General features: G+C 39.9%; 13 protein-coding genes and 7 pseudogenes. 17 read left to right on the top strand and 3 right to left on the bottom strand.

Translation table 11 applies throughout. The annotated features are described in order from the left end of the window. Positions 1–42: 42 nt before the first annotated feature. Both rpsT and coaA read right to left on the bottom strand, forming a co-directional pair. Positions 43–279, bottom strand: a complete 237-nt coding sequence (gene rpsT / locus QMQ21_RS08895) for a 30S ribosomal protein S20 (RefSeq protein ID WP_001274000.1) — start codon at positions 277–279, stop codon at positions 43–45. 67 nt (positions 280–346) lie between these two features. Beyond that, positions 347–1266 (bottom strand): annotated as a pseudogene (gene coaA / locus QMQ21_RS08890) (type I pantothenate kinase). A gap of 210 nt (positions 1267–1476) precedes the next feature. On the opposite strand from coaA, the gene QMQ21_RS08885 reads away from it, so the two are divergent. The 9 genes and pseudogenes from QMQ21_RS08885 to QMQ21_RS08845 all read left to right on the top strand — a co-directional run bounded on the left by QMQ21_RS08885 (position 1477) and on the right by QMQ21_RS08845 (position 9828). After that, positions 1477–1881: a hypothetical protein gene (locus QMQ21_RS08885; protein WP_023936653.1), complete on the top strand. Its 405-nt coding sequence runs from the start codon at positions 1477–1479 to the stop codon at positions 1879–1881. Positions 1882–2072: 191 nt separating this feature from the next. Continuing rightward, positions 2073–2663 (top strand): class I SAM-dependent methyltransferase, encoded by a 591-nt coding sequence (locus QMQ21_RS08880; protein WP_080674648.1) that lies wholly within the window; start codon positions 2073–2075, stop codon positions 2661–2663. Next, positions 2660–3938 (top strand): annotated as a pseudogene (locus QMQ21_RS08875) (pyrimidine-nucleoside phosphorylase). Before QMQ21_RS08880 ends, QMQ21_RS08875 begins: the two are co-directional and overlap by 4 nt. Positions 3939–3957: 19 nt before the next feature. Next, entirely contained in the window at positions 3958–4620 is a 663-nt protein-coding gene (gene deoC, locus QMQ21_RS08870; protein WP_023936658.1) for a deoxyribose-phosphate aldolase, read from the top strand. Beyond that, positions 4607–5000 (top strand): annotated as a pseudogene (locus tag QMQ21_RS08865) (cytidine deaminase). Before deoC ends, QMQ21_RS08865 begins: the two are co-directional and overlap by 14 nt. Positions 5001–5089: 89 nt before the next feature. After that, positions 5090–6142: a BMP family lipoprotein gene (locus QMQ21_RS08860; RefSeq protein WP_023936660.1), complete on the top strand. Its 1053-nt coding sequence runs from the start codon at positions 5090–5092 to the stop codon at positions 6140–6142. 142 nt (positions 6143–6284) lie between these two features. Continuing rightward, positions 6285–7820 (top strand): ABC transporter ATP-binding protein, encoded by a 1536-nt coding sequence (locus QMQ21_RS08855; RefSeq protein WP_023936662.1) that lies wholly within the window; start codon positions 6285–6287, stop codon positions 7818–7820. Then, positions 7813–8869, top strand: a pseudogene (locus tag QMQ21_RS08850) (ABC transporter permease). Before QMQ21_RS08855 ends, QMQ21_RS08850 begins: the two are co-directional and overlap by 8 nt. 2 nt (positions 8870–8871) lie before the next feature. Beyond that, positions 8872–9828, top strand: coding sequence for an ABC transporter permease (locus QMQ21_RS08845; RefSeq protein ID WP_000029121.1), 957 nt, complete (start codon positions 8872–8874; stop codon positions 9826–9828). 37 nt (positions 9829–9865) lie between these two features. On the opposite strand, the gene plsY is transcribed toward QMQ21_RS08845, so the two are convergent. Then, positions 9866–10507: a glycerol-3-phosphate 1-O-acyltransferase PlsY gene (gene plsY / locus QMQ21_RS08840; protein ID WP_023936666.1), complete on the bottom strand. Its 642-nt coding sequence runs from the start codon at positions 10505–10507 to the stop codon at positions 9866–9868. Between the two features lie 135 nt (positions 10508–10642). On the opposite strand from plsY, the pseudogene parE reads away from it, so the two are divergent. From parE to QMQ21_RS08800, 8 genes and pseudogenes are all read left to right on the top strand, one after another. Then, positions 10643–12583: pseudogene (parE, locus tag QMQ21_RS08835) on the top strand (DNA topoisomerase IV subunit B). A 14-nt stretch (positions 12584–12597) separates the two neighbouring features. Continuing rightward, positions 12598–14624 (top strand): annotated as a pseudogene (locus QMQ21_RS08830) (HsdM family class I SAM-dependent methyltransferase). 17 nt (positions 14625–14641) lie between these two features. Next, a complete protein-coding gene (locus QMQ21_RS08825; RefSeq protein WP_054388255.1) occupies positions 14642–15241 on the top strand; it encodes a restriction endonuclease subunit S in 600 nt (199 codons plus the stop codon). A 21-nt stretch (positions 15242–15262) separates the two neighbouring features. After that, a pseudogene (locus QMQ21_RS08820) lies at positions 15263–15778 on the top strand (restriction endonuclease subunit S); the annotation flags it as partial. A 149-nt stretch (positions 15779–15927) separates the two neighbouring features. Further along, positions 15928–16269, top strand: a complete 342-nt coding sequence (locus tag QMQ21_RS08815) for a hypothetical protein (protein ID WP_000428283.1) — start codon at positions 15928–15930, stop codon at positions 16267–16269. Positions 16270–16281: 12 nt separating this feature from the next. Beyond that, the gene (gene fic / locus QMQ21_RS08810; RefSeq protein WP_023936674.1) at positions 16282–16884 is read left to right on the top strand and encodes a protein adenylyltransferase Fic; all 603 of its coding nucleotides are present in this window, start codon (positions 16282–16284) and stop codon (positions 16882–16884) included. 64 nt (positions 16885–16948) lie between these two features. Further along, complete coding sequence (locus QMQ21_RS08805) at positions 16949–17776, top strand: aminoglycoside 6-adenylyltransferase (protein WP_023936676.1); 828 nt, start codon at positions 16949–16951, stop codon at positions 17774–17776. Between the two features lie 50 nt (positions 17777–17826). Beyond that, positions 17827–18954 carry a hypothetical protein gene (locus QMQ21_RS08800; protein WP_261814286.1) on the top strand — a complete coding sequence of 376 codons (1128 nt, stop codon included), beginning with the start codon at positions 17827–17829 and terminating at the stop codon, positions 18952–18954. Positions 18955–19237: the final 283 nt, after the last annotated feature.

Here is a 19237-nt window from a genome sequence, read left to right as displayed (position 1 = left end):
TTCCTATTTGGAGACAAAAAAACAGCCTCTATGGACTGTTTCTTATTTAGCAAGTTTAGCTGAAAGACGAGCTTTATCGCGGCTTGCTTTGTTTTTGTGAATCAAACCTTTAGTTTCTGCTTTATCGATAGCTGAGCTAGCAGCACGGAAAAGTTCTTCAGATGGGTTTGCTTCGAAAGCTTTGATAGCAGTACGCATAGCTGATTTTTGAGCTGAGTTCTTTTCGTTTTGTTTAACGTTCAATTCAGCGCGTTTGATAGCTGATTTAATGTTTGCCAATGTTCTTACCTCCATATTTACTAACTATACCATTATATCTGAAAACTTACGTTTTGACAAGGGAAAATTACTTTTTTAAGTAAATTTCATCGATTTCATGGTTCTTGCTTTTATGAAGAATCACTTCCGCACGATTTCTGGTTGGTTCAATATAATTTTGTAGATTTGTGAGATTGATACTGGTCCAGACCTGATGGGCAAAGGACTCCACTTCCCCAATCGGCATCTGAGTAAAACGATAATAGTAGCTATCAGGGTCGTTTTGGGCTAGGCTCAGCATTTTCAAGAAACGGTCCAGATACCAACTCTCAATATCATCCACTCCAGCATCAACATAGATGGAAAAGTCGAAGAAGTCAGTGATATAGAGACGTTCGTTTTGTGGATTTTGAAAGACATTGATTCCTTCAACAATCACAAAATCAGCAGCTTTGACACTTTGCTTTTCCTCAGGTACGATGTCGTAGACTTCATGAGAATAGACAGGAATATCCACATCTTGTCCATTTTTGATGCAGTCCAAGAAGTTGAGAAGAGCTTCCATATCATAGCTTTCAGGAAATCCCTTACGATTTAAAATCCCTTGTTCAATCAAGGTCTGGTTGGGATAGAGAAAGCCGTCAGTTGTTACCAACTCAACCGTAGCATCTGTAAGTGTACGGGACAGTAGGTTTGAAGTAGGCGACTGGTTGTTGATTTTCCAACAGCAACACTCCCAGAAATCCCAATAATAAAAGGCTGAGATTTGCTTTCACGTTGGAGGAAAATTCCTTTTGAAAAGGCTAAATCTTCCTTAGTTCGCTTGTAAATCTGAATTAGATGAGCCAAAGGGAGATAGATATCTGTAACGTCTTGAAGACTGATTTGGTCATTAAAACTCTTGATAGATTCCAATTCTTCTTCTGTCAAAGGAGGTGTTGTCTTTCGATGTAAGGATTGCCAAGTCTGGCGGCTGATTTTTTCAAAATGTAAAAATTCGTTGGTCATTTGTTTTCCCCTAGATATTTTGTCTATCATACCATAAAAAGCTAAAAAAATAAAGCGGTTTCTTGAATGTGGTAAGAATGTGGTAAGTCAATAGTATATAATATAAGTAGATAGAGGATGAACAATTTATTGATGAAGTAGGAGCTGCTTTCTACTGACTTATCAGCTATAAAGGGGGCTTTGGGGTTTATAACTTATAGGAGGTGTACTATGAAAATCTTGAAACCTTACCTATTGGAACTCTGTTTTATTTTAAGTTTTGCCTTACCTTTTATAAAAGGAGTCAATGCGGATAATGGTAGACGCTTTGTGGAAATCTATTACGGTTTTACTTTTTTGATGGAACATGCCATTGTAACAGCTGTCTTTATCTGTTCGCTTTTGATTGCTTTCTTCCTAAAAAAACGGTGGACGAAATGGCTTGCTGCTGGTAGTTATTTCTTTTTAGTTCTATGGATTGCGACAGAGGGTTATTTCGCTAGAAGATCGCTAGAAGATTTGATACGACTTTGGACAAGTTTGGAAATCCTGACACAAACTTATCAGTTGGGCTTTTATCTAAACATCCTGTTGGGAATTTTGTTGATAATAAAGTATTTGAAGGTTAAGCAATAGTCATAAAAATGAGCCTAATTACAGACAATAGACTATGAGATATCTGCTCCTACATGATTTGTCATTCGTTTCCAATAATTGAAAGAGATTGAAGAAAAGGTCTTCTTGGCTAGCTTTCTTCAGTCTTTTTCGTTTTATTATCAGTTTGTAAACGATTTACAATTTAAGTCAAATTATGGTAAAATAGTTTCATGAGTAAAATGTATTATGCAGAAAATCCTGACGCTACTCACGACATTCATGAGTTAAGAGTGGACTTATTGGGAGAAAAAATGACCTTTTTGACAGATGCGGGTGTTTTTAGCAAGAAAATGATTGACTTTGGAAGTCAACTCTTGCTCAAGTGTCTTGAGGTCAACCAAGGAGAAACTGTCCTTGATGTAGGCTGTGGTTACGGACCTTTGGGCTTGTCTTTAGCTAAGGCTTATGGCGTTCAGGCGACCATGGTCGATATCAATAATCGTGCCTTGGATTTGGCGCGACAAAATGCTGAACGAAATAAAGTAGAAGCGACGATTTTCCAGTCCAACATCTATGAACAAGTTGAAGGCACATTTGACCATGTCATTTCCAATCCTCCTATCCGTGCGGGCAAGCAAGTAGTTCATGAAATCATTGAGAAAAGTAAAGATTTCTTGGAAACTGGTGGGGATTTAACAATTGTTATCCAGAAAAAACAAGGGGCTCCAAGCGCCAAGTCAAAGATGGAGGAAGTGTTTGGCAATTGTGAAATCGTCAAAAAAGATAAGGGATACTATATCCTTAGAAGTGTGAAAGAATGAGAGCAGTTGATTTAATCCAAAAGAAACGAGACGGTCAAGAACTGACTTCGAGTGAAATCGAATGGCTAGTTGAAAGCTATGTGTTAGGAACTGTTCCTGACTATCAGATGTCTGCTTTTGCTATGGCTGTTTATTTTAAAGGAATGACGACTCGTGAAATTTCTGATTTGACTATGAAGATGGTCAAGACTGGGCAAGAGTTTGACCTATCTGCCATTGATGGTGTGAAAGTTGACAAGCATTCTACTGGTGGTGTCGGCGATAAGGTAACCTTGATTTTAGCTCCTCTTGTTGCTAGCTTCGGTGTGCCTGTAGCAAAAATGAGTGGTCGTGGTCTCGGCCATACTGGTGGAACAATTGATAAATTGGAGTCTATCAAGGGCTATCAAGTGGAACGTAGTCAAGAGGATTTCATTCGTCAGGTACAGGACATTGGTGTATCTGTCATTGGGCAATCAGACCAGCTTGTTAAAGCAGATAAGCTTCTCTATGCCCTTCGTGATGTGACCGCAACTGTCGACACGATTCCTTTGATTGCGAGTTCGGTGATGAGCAAGAAAATTGCGGCAGGGGCGGATGCTATTTTGCTAGATGTGACTGTCGGTGAGGGTGCCTTCATGAAGACGGTTGATGAGGCGCGTGAACTGGCTCAAACCATGGTGGATTTAGGGAAAGCAGTAGGCCGTAAAACAGTTGCAGTCATTACGGATATGAGTCAGCCCTTGGGACGAGCGATTGGAAATCGCCTGGAAATCCTTGAAGCATTGGAGATTTTACAAGGTCAAGGGCCGTCAGGATATTACCCACTTCATATGTGAGTTGGCTCAAATTATGCTTGGTTTGGCAAATGTTAACAAGACAGTTGAAGAAGTTCGCCAACATCTTGAGAATGGTCAAGCACTGACTAAGTTTGAGGAGATGGTCCAAGCCCAAGGTGGAGACTTGGAAGACCTCTATCGTCCTGTAAATGTAGCCCATGTGGTGGAAATCCCTGCTCAGGAAACGGGTGTCATTTCAGCTCTTCCAGCAATGGAATTTGGACTTTATGCTATGAGACTGGGTGCTGGTCGTGCAGTTAAGTCTGATGCCTTGGACTATGAAACAGGAATTGTTTTTGAAAAGAAAGTTGGAGATTCCGTTCAAAAGGGAGAAATTGTTGCCAAAGTATACACAAATGGAAAAATTTCTCCTCAGCTAGTTACAGATTTTCAAAAATATGTTAAAATAAATGATAGGGTGCAAAGTTTACGAGAAATTATAGAAATCATCTCATAAACCGCAGGAGAATCCGAATATGAAATTAAATAAATATATCGATCATACGCTTTTAAAACAAGATGCAACAGAAAATCAAATTGATTGTTTGTTGTCTGAGGCTAGGGAGTATGATTTTGCCAGTGTTTGCGTCAATCCGACCTGGGTTGAACATGCTAAAAAAGGGCTTGAAGACTCAAATGTCAAGGTCTGTACAGTAGTAGGTTTCCCTTTGGGAGCAACAACTTCAGCTGTGAAAGCTTTTGAAACCAAAGAAGCTATTCAAAATGGTGCAGACGAGATTGATATGGTGATCAATGTTGGGGCTCTCAAAACAGGTAATCTTGATTTGGTTGAGTCAGATATTCGCGCAGTCGTGGAAGCAAGTGGTGACAAGTTAGTGAAAGTCATTATTGAAGCTTGCCTGCTGACCGACCAAGAAAAAGTTGTGGCTTGCCAATTAGCTCAAAAAGCTGGAGCTGATTTTGTTAAAACATCTACTGGCTTTTCAACTGGTGGTGCGACGGTGGCAGATGTTCAATTAATGCGTGAAACAGTTGGTCCTGAAATGGGGGTCAAGGCCGCTGGTGGAGCTCGTTCTTATGCAGATGCTCTTGCCTTTGTGGAAGCAGGGGCGACCCGTATCGGAACGTCAGCTGGGGTAGCCATTTTAAAAGGAGAATTGGCAGATGGCGACTACTGAGTTGATTGAACTGGCAATTGAAACCAGCAAACATGCCTATGTCCCCTATTCTCACTTTCCTATCGGAGCAGTTTTAGTAGCCAAAGACGGAAGTGTTTACACGGGAGTGAATATCGAAAATGCTAGCTATCCTTTGACCAATTGCGGTGAGAGAACAGCCATTTTTAAGGCTGTATCTGAAGGGCAAAGAGAATTTTCAGAATTGATTGATTGTCTATGGTCAAACTGAAAAACCGATTTCACCATGTGGTGCTTGTCGCCAAGTAATGGTCGAATTTTTTGAACAAGATCTAAAAGTGACCTTAGTCGCAAAAGATAAATCGACGGTCGAGATGACGGTCGGGGAGTTACTTCCATATTCTTTTACAGACTTAAACTAGTCTGAGTCGCTCTCTGAGTGGCACGGTCCTTGTGGCCAACCAATCCATACTTGCAACATCGTTGCACATCTTATTTAGGAGGTTCAGTAATGAACAAGAAACAATGGCTAGGCCTTGGTCTAGTTGCAGTGGCAGCAGTTGGACTTGCTGCATGTGGTAACCGCTCTTCTCGTAAGGCAGCTTCATCTTCTGATGTGAAGACAAAAGCAGCAATCGTCACTGATACTGGTGGTGTTGATGATAAATCATTCAACCAATCAGCTTGGGAAGGTTTGCAGGCTTGGGGTAAAGAACACAATCTTGCAAAAGATAAAGGTTTCACTTACTTCCAATCAACAAGTGAAGCTGACTATGCTAACAACTTGCAACAAGCTGCTGGAAGCTACAACCTAATCTTCGGTGTTGGTTTTGCCCTTCACAATGCAGTTAAAGATGCAGCAGAAGAGCACACTGATTTGAACTATGTTTTGATTGATGATGTGATTAAAGATAAAAAGAATGTTGCTAGTGTAACATTTGCTGATAATGAGTCAGGTTACCTCGCTGGTGTGGCCGCAGCCAAAACAACTAAAACAAAACAAGTTGGTTTTGTAGGTGGTATGGAATCAGAAGTTATCTCTCGTTTTGAAGCAGGATTCAAGGCTGGTGTTGCGTCAGTAGACCCATCTATCAAAGTACAAGTTGACTATGCTGGTTCATTTGGTGATGCCGCTAAAGGTAAAACAATTGCAGCGGCACAATACGCAGCTGGTGCAGATATTGTTTACCAAGTAGCTGGTGGTACAGGTGCAGGTGTCTTTGCAGAAGCAAAATCACTCAACGAAAGCCGTCCTGAAAATGAAAAAGTTTGGGTTATCGGTGTTGACCGTGACCAAGAAGCAGAAGGTAAATACACTTCTAAAGATGGCAAAGAATCAAACTTTGTTCTTGTATCTACTTTGAAACAAGTTGGTACAACTGTAAAAGATATTGCTAACAAGGCAGAAAAAGGTGAATTCCCTGGCGGTCAAGTGATCGTTTACTCATTGAAAGATAAAGGGGTTGACTTGGCAGTAACAAACCTTTCAGAAGAAGGTAAAAAAGCTGTCGAAGATGCTAAAGCTAAAATCCTTGATGGAAGCGTAAAAGTTCCTGAAAAATAATGGATGGAAGTTATTTCTTAGGAAGCGGCCATCGGCCGCTTTTTAAGAGTTGAGACAAAGTCATTTTGTCTCAGTAAAGCTTGCTACTATACAAACTAGCAAGTTTTATTGAAATAAAATAAGACTCTGAAAGGAAGAGCACATGGCACACGAAAATGTCATTGAGATGCGTGATATTACCAAGGTGTTTGGTGAATTTGTTGCCAACGACAAAATCAACCTGAACCTACGAAAAGGTGAAATTCATGCACTTTTAGGAGAAAATGGGGCTGGTAAGTCCACGCTCATGAACATGTTAGCAGGGCTTCTTGAACCAACTAGTGGTGAAATCGCGGTCAACGGTCAAGTTGTCAACCTCGACTCCCCATCTAAAGCAGCTGGCTTGGGAATCGGAATGGTTCACCAGCACTTTATGTTGGTAGAGGCTTTCACGGTGGCTGAAAACATCATTTTAGGTAGTGAATTGACTAAAAATGGTGTGCTAGATATCGCTGGAGCTAGCAAAGAAATCAAGGCTCTTTCTGAACGTTATGGCTTAGCTGTGGACCCTTCTGCCAAGGTGGCGGACATCTCGGTTGGAGCCCAACAACGTGTAGAAATTTTAAAAACCCTTTATCGGGGAGCTGATATTCTTATTTTTGACGAACCAACGGCTGTTTTGACTCCATCAGAAATTGAGGAGTTGATGGCTATTATGAAAAATCTTGTCAAAGAAGGAAAATCAATTATCTTGATCACCCACAAGTTGGACGAGATTCGCGCAGTTTCTGACCGCGTTACAGTTATCCGTCGTGGGAAATCAATTGAAACCGTCGAAATTGCAGGGGCTACCAATGCTGATTTGGCAGAAATGATGGTGGGACGTTCTGTTTCCTTTAAAACGGAGAAACAAGCCTCTCAACCAAAAGAAGTGGTCTTGTCTATTACAGACTTGGTGGTCAATGAAAACCGCGGTGTCCCAGCTGTGAAAAATCTGTCCTTGGATGTTCGTGCTGGAGAGATTGTTGGAATTGCGGGGATTGATGGAAATGGTCAGTCTGAACTGATTCAAGCCATCACAGGTCTTCGCAAGGTTGAATCTGGTAGCATTGAGCTAAAAGGAGATTCAATTGTAGGCTTGCATCCACGACAAATTACAGAGCTAAGTGTTGGGCACGTTCCAGAAGACCGTCACCGTGATGGTTTGATTTTAGAGATGATGATTTCTGAAAATATTGCCCTTCAAACCTACTACAAAGAACCACATAGTAAAAATGGAATTTTGAACTATTCAAATATTACTTCTTATGCTAAAAAGCTAATGGAAGAATTTGATGTTCGTGCTGCCAGTGAATTTGTTCCTGCAGCTGCACTTTCAGGAGGAAATCAACAAAAAGCAATTATTGCTCGTGAAATTGATCGTGATCCTGATCTCCTTATCGTCAGCCAGCCAACTCGTGGGTTGGATGTCGGTGCCATTGAATATATCCACAAGCGCTTGATTGAAGAGCGTGATAATGGTAAGGCTGTTCTAGTTGTCAGCTTTGAATTGGATGAGATTTTAAACGTCTCAGACCGTATTGCCGTTATTCATGATGGTAAGATTCAAGGTATTGTGTCACCAGAAACAACCAATAAACAAGAACTTGGTGTCTTGATGGCTGGTGGAAACTTGGGAAAGGAGAAGAGTGATGTCTAAAAAATTACAACAAATTTCGGTTCCCTTGATTTCTGTATTCCTAGGAATTTTACTTGGAGCCATTGTCATGTGGATCTTCGGTTATGATGCTATTTGGGGCTACGAAGAATTGTTCTACACAGCCTTTGGTAGCCTCCGTGGGATTGGGGAAATCTTCCGTGCAATGGGGCCTTTGGTCTTGATTGGTCTTGGTTTTGCCGTTGCCAGTCGTGCAGGTTTCTTTAACGTCGGACTTCCTGGTCAGGCTTTGGCAGGTTGGATTCTAAGCGGTTGGTTTGCCTTGTCGCATCCAGATATGCCCCGTCCCTTGATGATTCTGGCAACTATTGTGATTGCCTTGATTGCTGGTGGGATTGTCGGAGCGATTCCGGTATTCTGAGAGCTTATCTAGGGACGTCAGAGGTTATCGTCACCATCATGATGAACTACATTGTCTTGTATGTAGGGAATGCCTTTATCCATGCCTTTCCTAAAGAATTCATGCAAGTACAGATTCGACCATTCGTGTCGGGGCTAATGCAACCTATCAGACACATTGGTTATCTGAATTGACTGGTAACTCACGGATGAATATTGGTATTTTCTTTGCTCTCATTGCCGTTGCAGTCATTTGGTTTATGCTCAAGAAAACAACCCTTGGTTTTGAAATTCGTGCGGTTGGTCTTAATCCACATGCTTCAGAATATGCTGGTATTTCTGCAAAAAGAACGATTATCCTCTCAATGATTATTTCAGGTGCCTTGGCTGGTCTTGGTGGAGCTGTTGAAGGACTTGGAACCTTCCAGAATGTCTATGTTCAGGGGGCGTCATTGGCTGTTGGATTTAACGGGATGGCGGTTAGTCTGCTTGCGGCCAACTCACCAATTGGTATTCTCTTTGCAGCCTTTCTGTTTGGTGTTCTCCAAGTTGGAGCTCCTGGTATGAATGCGGCGCAGGTACCGTCTGAGCTTGTTAGCATTGTAACAGCGTCTATTATCTTCTTTGTCAGTGTTCATTACCTTATCGAACGCTTTGTCAAACCGAAAAAACAAGTTAAAGGAGGTAAGTAAAGATGTCTATTACAACCTTGCTCACCCTCTTGGTGTCTTCTATGCTGATTTATTCAGCACCCCTCATCTTTACAAGTATTGGTGGTGTTTTCTCTGAACGTGGTGGTGTGGTAAACGTCGGTCTTGAAGGAATTATGGTTATGGGTGCCTTTTCTGGAGTTGTCTTTAACCTTGAATTTGCAGAACAATTTGGAGCAGCAACCCCATGGCTATCCTTGCTTGTAGCAGGATTGGTAGGGGGAATCTTTTCTATCATCCACGCAGCAGCAACGGTTCATTTCCGTGCAGACCATGTTGTCAGCGGTACTGTCTTGAACTTGATGGCGCCTGCCTTGGCTGTTTTCTTGGTGAAAGTTCTTTATAACAAAGGACAAACCGACAACCTAAGTCAGACTTTTGGACGCTTTGATTTCCCAGTCTTGGCAAATATCCCAGTGATTGGTGATATCTTCTTCAAGTCAACTAGTCTTCTTGGTTATCTGGCCATTGCCTTCTCATTCCTTGCTTGGTTTATCCTCTTCAAGACTCGATTTGGTCTTCGTCTCCGCTCTGTCGGTGAACATCCTCAAGCATCGGATACCTTGGGAATCAATGTCTACAAGATGAGATATTTTGGAGTTATTATTTCAGGTTTCCTAGGTGGAATTGGCGGAGCGATTTATGCTCAATCAATCTCAGTTAACTTTTCAGTGACAACTATTGTTGGACCTGGATTTATCGCTCTTGCTGCGATGATTTTCGGAAAATGGAATCCAATCGGAGCCATGCTATCTAGTCTCTTCTTTGGGCTTTCACAAAGTTTGGCTGTTATCGGTTCTCAATTGCCGTTCCTACAAGGAGTTCCTGCGGTTTACCTTCAAATCGCACCTTATGTTTTGACAATTCTAGTCTTGGCAGCTTTCTTTGGAAAAGCAGTCGCACCAAAAGCAGATGGTATCAACTATATCAAATCAAAATAAGCATACAAAAAAACGTCAGTTCTGTTCAAACTGGCGTTTATTTTTTAGAATTTTGATGGGTTAAGTTTAATCCCCAAGGGACCAAATTTTCAGTCTTGTTTTTGATACGAGCGATATTGTCCTTATGACGAATGATAATCAAACTAGCAAGTGCTAGGATAATAGCGATGAAGAGAGGGTCATAGTGACTCAGGATAAAACCAACAAGTGGAAAGAGTAGAACTCCGATAACGGCTGCGATAGATGCTGTGACACTAGATAGTGAAATCATACTACCAAGATAGAGGGTTCCAAAGAAAACAACTGCAAGGTAGAGACAGAAGACAGGCGCAAATCCGAAAACCACTCCAGCACTGGTTGCGACAGCCTTACCACCCTTAAATCCTGCAAAGATAGGGAAGGTATGGCCAATAACAGCCAAAAGTCCAAAGATGAGAGGCGAAACGCCTTGCAGATGAAACATAATTGGAAGAAGCGTTGCTAGAGTTCCTTTGAAAAAGTCAATCACAAAGGTCGTCATACCAGCTTTCTTACCTAAAATGCGGAAAGTATTGGTTGTTCCAGTATTTCCAGAACCGTGTTCACGCAGATTGATTTGAAAGAATACTTGTCCAATCCAGAGACCAGACGGAATCGAACCCAGCAAATAGGCTAGGATTAATAAAACTATTGTAATCATACTCCTATTATATCATGAAATGGAAAAGAAAGGCAGAGAATCTCTTCTGAAATTGTCACAGCGGAGAAAGAAAAATTTTGCAAAATCCTTGGAAAACCTGTAGAATAGTAAAGATGAACGAATAGGAGGTTCCTTGTGTCAAAAAAGGAAATCAATATTAATAATTATAATGATGATGCCATTCAGGTGCTAGAAGGGTTGGATGCGGTCCGAAAACGTCCAGGGATGTATATCGGATCGACCGATGGCGCTGGGCTCCACCACCTAGTCTGGGAAATCGTCGACAATGCTGTCGATGAAGCCTTGTCTGGATTTGGTGACCGTATTGATGTGACCATCAATAAAGATGGCAGTTTAACGGTTCAAGACCATGGACGTGGGATGCCAACTGGTATGCACGCTATGGGAATTCAACTGTTGAGGTTATCTTTACCATTCTTCACGCTTAGGGAAATTCGGTCAAGGTGGTTATAAGACATCAGGTGGTCTGCACGGGGTGGGTTCTTCCGTTGTTAATGCCCTTTCTAGTTGGTTAGAAGTTGAAATTATCCGTGACGGGGCAATCTATAAGCAACGTTTTGAAAATGGTGGAAAACCTGTCACGACCTTGAAGAAAATCGGTACTGCACCCAAGACTAAAACAGGTACCAAGGTTACCTTCATGCCTGATGCGACTATCTTTTCTACGACAGACTTCAAATACAATACCATTTCAGAACGCCTCAATGAATCAGCCTTTCTTTTGAAAAATGTGACCTTGTCTTTGACTGATAAACGAACAGATGAAGCGATTGATTCCACTATGAGAATGGGGTGCAGGACTTTGTTTCTTATCTGAACGAAGACAAGGAAACATTGACGCCATTTCTTTACTTTGAAGGGGAAGACAATGGTTTTCAAGTGGAAGTGGCCCTCCAGTACAATGACGGATTTTCAGATAATATTTTGTCCTTTGTTAATAACGTTCGCACCAAGGACGGTGGAACGCACGAGACAGGACTCAAGTCCGCTATTACCAAGGTTATGAACGACTACGCGCGTAAGACAGGTCTTCTCAAGGAAAAAGATAAAAACCTTGAAGGATCAGACTATCGTGAGGGGCTAGCAGCCGTTCTCTCTATTCTAGTCCCTGAAGAACACCTCCAGTTTGAAGGACAGACCAAGGACAAACTAGGAAGCCCTCTTGCCCGCCCAGTTGTGGATGGAATTGTGGCAGATAAGTTGACCTTCTTCCTTATGGAAAATGGGGAATTGGCTTCTAATCTCATTCGCAAGGCTATCAAGGCCCGTGATGCTCGTGAGGCAGCCCGTAAGGCACGTGATGAGAGCCGAAATGGCAAGAAAAATAAGAAAGATAAGGGATTGCTGTCTGGTAAATTAACCCCAGCCCAGTCCAAGAATCCAGCTAAGAATGAACTCTATCTAGTCGAGGGTGACTCTGCTTATGGTTCTGCCAAACAAGGCCGTGACCGCAAGTTTCAGGCAATCTTGCCCCTTCGTGGTAAGGTTATCAATACAGCTAAAGCCAAGATGGCGGATATTCTCAAAAATGAGGAAATCAACACTATGATTTATACCATCGGTGCTGGTGTGGGGGCTGACTTCTCCCTTGAAGATGCCAACTATGACAAGATCATTATCATGACCGATGCGGATACAGACGGTGCCCATATCCAGACCTTGCTCTTGACATTTTTCTACCGTTACATGCGTCCGTTAGTTGAGGCAGGCCATGTCTATATTGCCCTCCCACCTCTTTACAAGATGTCCAAAGGCAAAGGCAAGAAAGAAGAAGTAGCCTACGTATGGACAGACGGAGAACTAGAAGAACTCCGCAAACAGTTCGGTAAAGGTGCTACCCTCCAACGCTACAAAGGTCTTGGTGAGATGAATGCAGACCAACTCTGGGAAACAACCATGAACCCAGAAACTCGTACCCTCATCCGTGTCACCATCGAAGACCTAGCCCGCGCCGAACGTCGCGTCAATGTTCTCATGGGAGACAAGGTCGAACCACGCCGTAAATGGATTGAGGATAATGTCAAGTTTACGCTGGAAGAAGCGACAGTGTTTTAATGAAAGAAAATAATATGTTAGTAAACTGGAAATTAGAGTCGGATGTGAATGACTATGTGAAAAAGCAGTTTGAAAATCTTGGTTTGAAAAAATTGCAGGATTATAATGAAGAATCTGCTATGAGTGCTTATCTCAAAGAGGCGCTTAAGGGAGCGGCTAAGACGCAAACTAAGACTAATTTTGGAAAACCAGATTTTCATATTGAAAAATACAAACAAGTTCCTATCTTGATTGAAAACAAACTCAAATTATCTAAGCTAGTTGCTCAAACAAAGGACGGTATTAAGTTTGATGATAAATCAATTAGTGATTTTGCGGTGAATGGGGTTTTGCATTATGCGAGGGCAGTTATTGATAGTGGTAAATATCATGAAGCCGTCGCAGTTGGTGTTGCAGGTGATAACGAAGAAAATGTGACTATCAAAGTTTATTATGTCTTTGGTTCTGCTCCTAATGCCTATAAAGAGCTATCAAAGGTAACGACTTTTGATTTTTGGAAAATGAGTCCACCTTTGAGATATTCTACAAAGATGCTGTTTTGAGCGAAGAAGAAAAACACCAAATTCTGATTGATAGTCAAGCGACCTTGCAAGGCTATGCTAAAAAGCTCAATAAATTGATGCACAACCATAATATCACAGCTCCTCAACGGGTGCTTTATGTGTCTGGTATGCTATTATCTATGCAGGATATCGTAGATTGTAAGGGCAAAAAGGTTGATGAGGGCTTAATACCTGACGATTTAAAAGGTGTGCAGTCTGAAACCAAGCGTGATGGTAAGAAAGTTGTTGATCAAATCAAGGCTTTCCTAGATGAACGTGAAATCAATGAAGATAAGAAAACTCTCATGTTGGCTTCTTTTGGAGAAATTTCCAAAGATAGCCAGCGTGACGAGTTGATTACCAATGACAAAGAAGTAGCACAACTTCTCCCTCAAAAGGAAAATTCTGTTACCAAGCAAATCTTCACTTTTATCTATGAGAATATTTTCAAGTCCATTGATGGTTTGGGTGGACATATCGATATTATGGGGGAGATGTACTCCGAATTTCTAAAGTATGCTTTGGGAGATGGAAAAGAAATTGGTATTGTTCTGACCCCTCCTTATGTTACCAAAATGATGGCGCAAATTCTGGGGATAACAAGTGAGAGCAAGGTTATGGATTTGGCGACTGGTTCAGCTGGTTTCCTCATTTCAGCGATGGAGTTGATGATAGATCATGCAAATATCAGTTTTGGGAAGGGGACTTCTCGAGCCAACGAGGAGATTGCGAAGCTCAAGAAAGATAACCTGCTAGGAATAGAACTTAATGCAGAGATGTATACCTTAGCGACAACCAATATGATTCTTCGTGGAGATGGATCTAGTCGAATTGAAAAAGGTTCTGCATTCAATCGTCCTGAGAGTCTGTTTACGGATTTTAAAGCTAATCGTGTCTTGCTGAATCCCCCTTTCTCTTATGAAGAAAATGGTCTTCCTTTTATAGCCTATGGTTTGGATAAGATGGAGCGTGGTGGCCTAGGTGCCATTATCATTCAAGATAGTGCTGGTTCTGGTAAGGCAACAAAGACAGCTAAAGCTATTTTGAAAAAGCATACCCTACTTGCTTCTATCAAAATGCCTGTTGACCTTTTTGTTCCCATGGCAGGAGTCCAGACTTCTATCTACATTTTTAAGGCTCATGAGGCACACGATTACGACCAGACGGTTAAATTTATTGACTTTAGAAATGACGGTTTTAAACGTGCTAAGCGAGGTATTTCAGAGGTTGATAATCCTATCCAGCGTTACCAAGATGTGATTAAAATTTATAAGGCTGGAAAGAGAGCGGAAGTGAGTAAAGAACTTTGGGATTTAGATGCTATCTTTATTGAGGACTTTATCACTGACAAGGGTAATGATTGGAATTTCGAACAGCACCAGATCATTGATACAAAACCAACCTTGGATGATTTTAAAAAGACTGTTACTGACTACTTAGCTTGGGAAGTGGAACAACTCCTGAAAAACAAGGGGGAAGATAGCTCAAAAAAAGCCTAAGCCCTCGCCTTCAAAAATTGGAAGAGGAATTTGAAGCAAGTGGGGGCGAGTGGAGAGAGTATCGGATAGGAGATTTATTTGGTAATATTGTTCAGGGTTCCCGTCTAACGAAAGCAGATCAGATAGATGGCCTTTTACCATTTGTGATGGCAGGAGTGACTAATACGGGTGTCGTTAGACATATTGGGAATAAGATGACTATTTTTCCAAAAAATTCTCTGACTATTGATATTTTTGGAAATGTTTTTTATCGAAATTATGAATTTAGCGCATCAGATGATGTGGGTGTCTACTGGAATGACGAAGAGTATAGTGAACACTCCATGTTATTTTTATCATCTTCAATTCAAAAATCTTTAGTTGGTAAATTTGATTTTGGAAATAAGCTACGCTCTTCTAAATCTCATGACCTCCTAGTTAAACTTCCAACTCTCAATAACAAATTAGCATTTTCATACATGGAAAGCTACATCAAAGCGCTCGAGTCTGAACGCATCGAGACGCTCGAGTCTTATCTAACTGTAACAAATCTTAGGGATTATCATCTTACAAAAAATGATGAAAAAGTACTTGACAAGTTTGCAAAACTTTCCGATACTAAGAGTAGAGTAGAGTAGAGTAGAGTAGAGGAGTCGGAGGTATTCCAACTTTCTCAGGTCTTTAACTTATCCAGTAGTAAAAAGAAATTCAATGCAAATATGATTGAGTTTGGAGGAAAGTTTCCTTATGTAGCTCGTGGAGATAGTAACAATGGGATTCGAGGTTATATTACAGAGAGTGAAGAATTTCTCAATCCTGCCAACACAATTAGTTTTGGTCAAGATACGGCAACGATGTTTTATCAAAAAGAACCCTATTTCACAGGAGATAAAATTAAGGTATTGCGCACTAAAGAAGTAGAATTGGATAGGTATAAAGCTCTTTATTTAATTACTTCATTAAGAAAGAGTTTCTCTACATTTAGTTGGGGAAGTAGCTCTTTTAATGAAAGAGTATTAAAAGAGACAGATGTTAAGCTTCCTATCAAAAATAATCAAATCGACTATACATTTATGTCTGACTTTGTTCGAGCAGTGGAGAAATTAGTTATCAAGGATTTAGTCATCTGGGCTGACAAAAAAATTGCTGCGACTAAGGAAGTAGTAGCAAGATAGTTCAGTATATCTGTCCTTTTTAGGGAGTAGCTGTCCTAATTTTTAGGCAGTTTTTCCCTAAAAAGGACAAGTTGAGTTTTGATAATAGCTATTTATTTACACCTTACAAAAAGTTTACATTGAAAAAAGTAAGAAGGAGGATCCAGTAAATGGAGAATAAGAAACCTAAAGGAGCTGCAAAGATTAGATTGTTCAAAATAAGTCATGCAGAGTATGGGAAAGTACTTGATGTGTTGGATGCGAAAACATCTATTTTGGATGTAAGAAATATGATTTGTAATAGAGAGCCTGATTATGAGTATTTTATTCCAAAAGTGATATTTTCATTGGACAAAGAGGCTAAGGAAAATGGTTTCTATTTTAGCGGACTCAACGGAGATTTTGCTTACTTACCAAGGGTTACTACAGACATTGTAGAGTTTAAGTTGCCAGATGAACTGAAAGAACATATTGCTAAAGGGCACCCTGTTTTCTATACAAAATGGCGTTAATAAGGGGAAGATATGGCATTGGAAAATAAACTAGGCATTACAAACTCAGCCCAGCTGGCAGATGCAGAAGAAAAACTGACAAAAAAACAAGCCGCCCTGCTTTTTCAGACAGGAGACTTGTTCAAGATGGAAGTTGGGACATTTGCAGGGCTGTCAGCTATTCACCACTATCTTTTTTCAGGTATCTATGATTTCGCTGGAAAAATCCGTGATGTCAATATTGCAAAGGATAACTTTCAATTTGCCCCCCGTATTTTTTTAGAGCAATCCTTGCAGTATATTGACAAACTTCCTCATGATAATTTTGATCAAGTAGTTGATAAGTATGCGGATATGAATATTGCCCATCCTTTCCGTGAGGGGAATGGACGCGCAATGCGGATTTGGCTAGATTGTATGCTTCGTCAGAAACTGGGCAAAGTGGTAGACTGGAATGCTATAGATAAGGATGAATACCTGAATGCCATGAAGCGTAGTGCAGTATCGACTGGAGAACTCAAGTATTTGCTCCTCAATAACTTGACGGATGACCTTACTCAGACCAGTTTCTTTAAGAGAGTAGATGCTTCATACTACTACGAAGGATACAGTCTTTACAAGACAGGGGAATTATAGTATAAAAACTATCCAGTAAGAAGAATCAGACGCTTGGTAACCTATAAAATGAGAAGGTGCTGACATGAGAATTGAAACAGAAATGCTAGATCTGATTTTACAAACTGCCAAAACTTTACAAGTTAAAGCTATCGCCATGTCTGGTTCACGGACTGATACAAAAGCCTCAAAAGATGAATTGCAAGACTATGACGTGGTCTATATTGTGGATGATTTGGATAATCTGACGAGTGACCTTTCTTGGTTGGCCTATTTCGGAGAACGAATTATAGAGCAAGAGGTTGTTCTTGACCATCGTCGTCTTTATCTCATGCTCTTTGAAGATGGTAATCGTATTGATTTGACTCTCTGCCCCAAAAACCACATCCAAGAGTGGGTGGATAGTGAGGCAGGATTCACTGTTTTAGAAGATCCAGAACATTTATTTGAACCCTATTCTCAAAATCTAGAGCGTTACTGGACAAGCCCAGCTACTGAAACGAATTTTGTAAAATCCTGCAATGAATTTTGGTGGGTATCGGCCTACGTGGTTAAAGGAATCTGTCGTAAGCAAGTCATCTACGCGACTTACCATCTCTACGGTATTTGCCAACAAGCACTCTTGAAGGTAATGGCTTGGCAAGTGGTAAGTGATAGGGGAAAAGTTGACATCGGTAAGAACTACAAGTATCTCTTTAACTATTTACCTGCTGAGAAAGAAAAGAAGTTCTTAAATTTACTTGATTTCTCCAGTTTAGACAAAATCACTCATTCTTTGTTTGCCACGATGCAACTTTTCCACAAAGAAGCTCAATCTCTTGCTCAAAAGCTGGGCTTTTACTACGATAAGGAAGTGGCGGAGAAGATGATTGAGTATGCTGAGGAAAGAAGATGCTTAAATGTAGTAGATTAGAATTCCATTGATAAGGATAAAGCCATTTAGTAACATTTCGGAGGATTATAATGTTTTTAGATTTAGGAATTACTTCATATTTGTTTGGTAAAATAGCGGATTTTTCTTGGGATCAATTTTATGATTCATTAGGTTTGCAAGAGAAGGCTGATAAAAAGAGTTTAAAAAAACTTATCGAAGATTATCGAGATTATATGATAGACCGTCATAAAGATAATCCGTATTTTGAAGAGGTTTTAAGATTTTGGGAGACAAATCATATTGTTGAAGAAATTTTGATGATTGAATATCACTTGAAAAGCACGTTTGCTACTTATGATGATTTTAAAAACGCTTTGGAGGATCAGTATCCTCAGGCTTTCAATAAAAGTTTTTCAATTAGTTTGATGGATGAGCTAGATAAAAAATTTATTGACTTAGTTAGAAAAATGTCTCAGTTTTCTCAGTCAGATATTGCTGTTATAGCAAATGTTATTAAAGAATCGAATTCTGAAATAGTATCCTCAATAGAGGAACTCTTAAAACAATTGCAAGAATTTGGTTTTAAAAATAATATTAAACATGATACTCAACTAGCATATATTCAAAAATCGAAAATAGACAATTTGGTAATTACTCCCCCTGTGATTTCTAAAATGACCATTACTTCAAGAAATGACTATAAATATAATTATTATTTGTTTCAGTCTTTTGAATTTGAAGGTGATTTTGGAGATAATCCAACAGTCTATTTGATTTATTCAGAGGATGATAATAAGATTGAGTTAAATACTTTTAGTCATGGTTTGCAACCTGATAATTTACGAGTTCTAAAATTTAAATCGACAGAAATTGAAGGTAAGAAATATAAATATAATATTTCTAAAGAGTATTGTTATTATTCCAATCAAGGAAATGAATATGATATTAGACCATTCATTGTTGTTGTGCTCGGTGAAGAGGTTATGGGCTTTGCTACCTTAACAATAATTAATAAGTCATTTAAAAAAGGTCAAAGTTTCACTTTACCGTTCACTGGGCATAAAGCATTCATTCCAGCAGCAAGAAAACTTATTTGGCCAAATAAAAAGGATTTATTAAAAAAACTTCATGAACAACAGACTGGTAGAGTTTTCTATTTAGACAATTCTGTTGTAGATGAAGTAATTAAAATTAAAAAGTATTTTTGGATTCGTTAAAAGAAGAAGTTAAGGATGCATTAAAACAAGAATATGAATAATCTATTTTTTATTATCCAAACACGTCTATTTCTGTGAGATCATTTTTCAACTTGCATGTAAAAACTGAACACGGACTAAACGGTGTGTAAAAAAGATAAATCGTTTTTTAGTTATAACCTAGTCCACTTATATAAAATTTGAAAGGAGTTGAACACGCCCTAAATGATGCGTGAAAAAGATAAATTCTCTGGTGAGCTTGCTTACTTCAAGAATCTTCTATTTTCACTTGATATTTTACGGG

This window comes from Streptococcus bouchesdurhonensis (assembly GCF_948472335.1).
This window is presented reverse-complemented; position numbering and strand designations above follow the sequence as displayed.